The organism is Cupriavidus sp. CuC1, assembly GCF_044627735.1.
In the GTDB taxonomy this organism is placed as follows: domain Bacteria; phylum Pseudomonadota; class Gammaproteobacteria; order Burkholderiales; family Burkholderiaceae; genus Cupriavidus; species Cupriavidus ulmosensis.
In genome coordinates this window covers 1-5108 of sequence record NZ_JBIUHC010000296.1, presented here as the reverse complement: position 1 = coordinate 5108, position 5108 = coordinate 1, and the positions used below count along the sequence as shown (strand labels likewise).

3 protein-coding genes are annotated in these 5108 nt (G+C 57.8%); 1 reads left to right on the top strand and 2 read right to left on the bottom strand.

What is annotated here, in order from left to right:
• Positions 1–422: 422 nt before the first annotated feature.
• Entirely contained in the window at positions 423–2612 is a 2190-nt protein-coding gene (locus tag ACGLHR_RS50555) for an ATP-dependent RecD-like DNA helicase (protein ID WP_400103516.1), read from the bottom strand.
• A 253-nt stretch (positions 2613–2865) separates the two neighbouring features.
• Between ACGLHR_RS50555 and ACGLHR_RS50550 the strand changes: the two genes are divergently transcribed.
• The gene (locus ACGLHR_RS50550) at positions 2866–4641 is read left to right on the top strand and encodes a hypothetical protein (protein WP_400103514.1); all 1776 of its coding nucleotides are present in this window, start codon (positions 2866–2868) and stop codon (positions 4639–4641) included.
• A 294-nt stretch (positions 4642–4935) separates the two neighbouring features.
• Here ACGLHR_RS50550 and ACGLHR_RS50545 read toward each other — a convergent pair.
• A partial coding sequence (locus tag ACGLHR_RS50545) for a transposase domain-containing protein (protein WP_400103518.1) occupies positions 4936–5108 on the bottom strand: 173 nt, incomplete at its 5' end.

Sequence of the window (5108 nt, the reverse complement as noted above, 5' to 3'; positions counted from 1 at the left end):
ACACTTCCCCTTGCCGGGTGTGTAAGGGACTTGCACCCTCAAGTGAGTGCGCCCTGCCGGGCGCACCGAAAAAAAACCCGCCACGAAGGCGGGTTGAATCCATGTCGGAGACAAGGAGGAGACAGACGTTAGTATAAACCCTAATATCACTTCATCCACCGGTCCGGCGTTGCAATTATTGCAATGCAGCATTGCGACTCCCACGTGACAAGACATGAATGTCTTGCCGCGGCCTTTACACCCTCATTCGAACTCACCCCATACAGGCGCCCGCGCCAATGCTGGAAATCGAGTCAAGACCGCTTGCGAGAGCGGCACAGAGCACACGAGTGTGTGTGGATTGAGGCACTTTTGGCGAAAGCTCGCCGGAATCGGAGGCATATAACGTCCGCACGGCATTGGCCCAACCAATGCCGTGCGATTCACGGGTGCAGCCATTCTGCCAGTTTCGACCAGCGACGTTCGGTCTGCTTGCCTTTGATAGCAATCGCCAGGGCACGCTTTTGTCCGACCAATACAACGAGGCGTTTGCCACGCGTGATGCCGGTGTAGATCAGATTTCGCTTGAGCATCATATAGTGCTGGGTCGAGATCGGAATCACCACCACCGGATATTCCGATCCCTGGGATTTGTGGATGGTCGTCGCGTAACACAGCACTAGTTCATCCAGTTCGCCAAACGCGTACGTGACGACATGATCATCAAAGGTCGCGGTCAATTCCTGCTCATCGGGGTCAATGTGGGTCACGAACCCAATGTCGCCGTTGTAGACATCCTTGTCATAGTTGTTCTCGATCTGCATGACCTTGTCGGCAACGCTGAAGCGATAGCCGAACTTCTCTATGCTGTGCTCACCAGGCGGGTTCAGCGCCTCCTGCAGCAACTGATTGATGCCGCGAGCACCGGTGAGACTGCGATTCATCGGGCACAGCACCTGAATATCGCGTACCGGGTCCAGATGAAATTTTCTGGGTAGCCGGGTCTTGACCAGATCGACGACGGTCTGGGCAATTGCTTCGGGTTCGTCGGCCGGCACAAAATAGAAATCCGACTCTTCGCCTTTTTCAGGCAAGGATGGGAACAGCCCTTGGTTGATCTGGTGGGCGCTTCGAACGATGCGCGAGGTGGCAGCCTGCCGGAACACCTCAGTCAAGCGCACGACAGGCACCGCGCCCGCTTCGATCAAATCCGCGAGAACCTGTCCGGGGCCAACCGACGGCAGTTGATCCACGTCGCCGACGAAGATCATCGCTGTGGTGGACGCCACAGCCTTGAGCAACTGGTTCGCCAACGGCACGTCTACCATCGAGCACTCGTCTGCCACAAGCAGATCACAATCCAACGGCGACTCCTCATTGCGCTTGAATTGTCCATTGGCTGGATTGACTTCAAGCAGCCGGTGGATCGTCTTCGCTTCAAGCCCGGTAGATTCCGATAACCGCTTGGCCGCCCGTCCAGTTGGCGCGCACAACAGCGCCTTCACCTGCTTTGCACGCAGGATTGTCAAGATCGAATTGACCAGTGTGGTCTTGCCCACACCGGGACCGCCGGTGATAACCAGCAGCTTTGACGACAAGGCCAGACGGATGGCCTGCTTCTGGCTATCGGCCAAGTCAATTGCGAGCTTCTTCTCAACCCACGGGATGGCCTTGTCGGCATCAAACACGCTCCACGGTGGCGATCCGGACGCCAGGCGTTTGACCTGTGAGACGATGGAGCGCTCGGCGTGGTACAGCGGCGCCAGGAAGACGCTCGGAACGCCGTCAACGGTATCCGCGATCACGACTTCCTCTGCCAACTCCTGGTCGATCGCATCCTCAATGATGGGTTGCGGGATTTCGAGCAGTTTCACGGCAAGCGACACGAGCTGGCTCCGCGGCAGGCCACAGTGGCCGTCTCCCGCCGCTTCTGACAACGCGTAGGAGACGCCCGCCCGCGCCCGCAGCGGCGAGTCACGTGCAATACCGATCTTTTGGGCGATGGTATCGGCCGACAGGAATCCGATACCACGAATGTCACTGGCCAATCGGTAAGGATTCTCCGTGACGATCGCGATCGCGTCCTGGCCATACGTTTTGAAGATACGCACGGCACGCGATGTGGAGACACCGTTCCCATGCAGAAAGACCATGATCTCGCGAATGATCTTCTGATCGGCCCAGCCCGAGGTGATCTTTTTGGCGCGGATCTCCCCAATCCCCTCGACTTCGCGAAGCCGAGCGGGTGTCTGCTCAATGATGTCGAACACTGCAGCGCCGAAGGCTTTGACCAGCCGACCGGCATACACCGGACCGATGCCTTTAACCATGCCCGACCCGAGGTAACGTTCGATGCCGCTCAAGGTGTTCGGTGGTGAAATTTTGACGAATACGGCCTTGAACTGCCTACCGTGCTCGCGATCCGTTACCCACGTACCCGAAGCAGAGGCATACTCTCCTGGCGCTACGGTTGGGGTATGCCCGACCAGGGTAATGAGATCACGCTCGCCTTTGACCTTCAGGCGCAGGACGCAAAAGCCGCTGTCGGCGTTGTGGAATGTGACGCGTTCGACCAGTCCTGCGAGCCGATCCAGTTCGGACTTCGGTGCGATATTGGGTGAGCTTGCTGGCATGAACAAACCGCAGTGTCTTGCTGCTGAAATGCTGACGGGACTGGCATCCTACCCTGCCACGCGGCGATACTCGCCCATTGCGCGTTTATCTCATTGTCTCAGGCACAGGTCTTCCCCCAAAATCCGTGTTCCCCCAAAAATTGGAGCCGCCGCACGCTCCAGAGCTTTGCGCATATGCTAACGCCACGAGTGAACCGGCGATGCGAAAGATAAGTTATAGTCACACCCCTGGATGTCATTCCCAACTTTTCCCATGAACACGTTGAAGGAAGTGCTTGCTCGTCTCACCAACGACCAATTGAAGTCACTGATGCGTTGGCTCCCTGACGCTGCCCGCGCCGGGAAGAAGGACGAACTGGTCAGGGAGATCCTGCGAACGCTCTCTGGGGATGGACTGCACGCGCTCTGGGCGCTTCTGGACGAGACTCAGCGTTTGGCGGTGGCGGAGACCATGTATGCCACAGACGGCCTCTTTCATGACACTCGGTTCCGGGCGAAATACGGGCGGCTGCCCGATTTCACGATCAAGGAGAATGGCAGCCGCTATTCGCATTATGGACCGCCGACGGCATTGGGCCTTTTCTTGTACCGTGAAGATGGGGGTTACAGTCTGCCCGTCGATCTATGCGAGCAACTAAGGACGTTGGTGCCTCAGCCTGAGCCCATCCGACTGAACACGATCGGTACGCTTCCTGAGATGCTCGGTGAAGATCCGCTGACGGTGCGAAGCAGCGAGCGCGATGCGATTGTGGATCTGTCGGTTCTGCTGCGGCTAGCGGATCAGGGCAAGATCCAGGTCAGCGACAAGACATCGCTCCCCGGCGCGACGACGCTGCGCCTATTGACGGAGAAGCTGGTCGGTGGCGATTTCTACGCCCACCAACCCAAGCAAGACCAAAGGGATCAGGACATTGGGCCGCTTAAGGCGTTCTCGTGGCCGCTGCTGCTTCAGGCCGCCGGACTGGTGCAACGCAACGGTAGCAAACTGGCTTTGAGCACGGCGGGGCTGAAAGCGTTGACTGCCTGCCCAGCCAGCGTGTTGCGCACAATTTGGAGAAAGTGGCTTAAATCCGGGCAATTCGACGAGTTCAGTCGCATAGACATCATCAAGGGCCAGAAATCGAAGGGCCGCGTCATGACTGCCGCGGCACTGCGTCGTGCCGTTATCAACGAAATCCTGCAGCGCTGTCCGGTCGGAGCTTGGATCAATGTCGATGACTTTTCCCGATTCATGCAGGCCACCGGTCACACATTTGACGTTACGCACGACCCGTGGAAGCTCTACATCATCGATCAGCAATATGGCAGCCTGGGCTACGACGGCCACAATGATTGGGCAATTCTGCAGTTCCGCTATCTGCTCTGTTTCCTGTTCGAATACGCCGCTACCCTAGGCATCATCGACGTCGCTTACATTGACCCCAGCGAGGCCCGGCAAGACTTTAGCAACGTGTGGGGGACGGACGACCTGGAATTCCTCAGCCGCTACGATGGTCTGGTCTATTTCCGCCTGACGCCGCTGGGTGCGTATTGCCTCGGCATAAGCGAGGACTACACGCCCACTCCAATCCAGCTCAGCGTCAGGCTTTCGGTTTCACCTGGTTTACAAGTGAATGTCGTGGGAGGCCACCTGTCGGCGGAAGAATCCCTGACACTGGACACTTGGTCCATAGAGGAGGCGGGGAAAAGTTGGCGACTCGACCGTCAAAAGGCCCTTGATGCCATTGAAAAAGGGCATGACATCGCGGAACTTCGAGCGTTTCTTCAGGCTCGAGATGACCAGCCCCTGCCAGAAAAAGTGGAATCCTTCATCAAGACCAGCCAGAAACAGGGCAAAGCACTGCGAATCATAGGCACCACACTACTGATCGATTGTGAAGATGCGGAAACCGCCGCCATGATTGCCACGCGAAAAGAAACCGCCGGTTTGTGTCTGCGCGCAGGCGATCGCCAACTGGTAGTCAGGCTGGAGAACGAAGAGAAATTCCGGGCTCTGATTCGCATTCTGGGCTTGGGGATAACTACTTAAGGTCCTCCTCGCACCGCTCTGCAGATTTTTTGACAGCACCAGTAAGGCCGCCGTCTCGGCCAGCGCGGCATTCTTGCGGCGCAGATCGCGCTCGAGTTCCTTGATATGGCGCCGGTCCTGCTTGCTGATGGTGGTGGAATTACAGTAACCGCGCAATTGAGCACACTGTATTGAGAGTCGTTCTCGGCGAACAGGCGGGCTCGGCCGTATTGCGACGATCGAGCAAGATCGGCAATGTCCGATGGAGGTACCAGGAATCGCGCGCCGGGGCAGTGCCGGCGCCCTGTCATGTCATCAACCGGGGTTCGTCATTGCGCTCTGCTGTCTGGCGTAGTTGAACGGCAGCAGGTCGCTGATGTCGGCGTCCGCCGCACGCTGCGGCAGCTCGGTGAGAACGTGAAGCAGATACGCATACGGCTCGACGTTGCAGGCGCGGCACGTGAGCATCAGGCTGTAGATCATCGCGC

Bases quoted from the DNA above. Each gene is read 5' to 3' on its own strand.
- ACGLHR_RS50555 (WP_400103516.1), bottom strand. From the start codon at position 2,612: ATGCCAGCAAGCTCACCCAATATCGCACCGAAGTCCGAACTGGATCGG.
- ACGLHR_RS50550 (WP_400103514.1), top strand. From the start codon at position 2,866: ATGAACACGTTGAAGGAAGTGCTTGCTCGTCTCACCAACGACCAATTG.